Genomic DNA, 372 nt, shown 5'->3' with positions numbered 1-372 from the left:
CGGCACCCAGGCGGCCACGGGTGAGGACCGCGATCACGACCGCGACCACCCCGAACGCCACCAGGACGGCGAGGTCGAGCCGACCCTCGCCGGTCGCGGAGTTCTCGATCCCGACCGGCAGCAGCAGCGGTAGCCAGACCAGCTGGGGCGTGTCGATGGCGGTGTGCAGCACGGCGGTGGCGAAGACGCTCCCGCCCGTGCGGTTGTACACGAACGTGAACACGACCGACATGGCGACGACCATCGCGGTGAACAGCGCGAAGTTGGTTGCGACGACCGCGACGTCGGCGCCCGGCCCGCCACCGTGGTCGGGGGTGAGGAAGAACGGCAGGTGCCAGCCGGCCCACAGGACCCCCAGGATCAGGCTCGCAC

General features: G+C 71.2%; 1 protein-coding gene. It reads right to left on the bottom strand.

Annotation, left to right across the window (positions count from 1 at the left end; genetic code table 11):
• On the bottom strand, positions 1–372 hold a 372-nt coding region (locus BN358_RS25500; RefSeq protein WP_019229164.1), incomplete at both ends, for a CPBP family glutamic-type intramembrane protease.

The organism is Sedimentibacter sp. B4, assembly GCF_000309315.1.
In the GTDB taxonomy this organism is placed as follows: Bacteria; Bacillota; Clostridia; order Tissierellales; family Sedimentibacteraceae; genus Sedimentibacter; species Sedimentibacter saalensis.
This window is presented reverse-complemented; position numbering and strand designations above follow the sequence as displayed.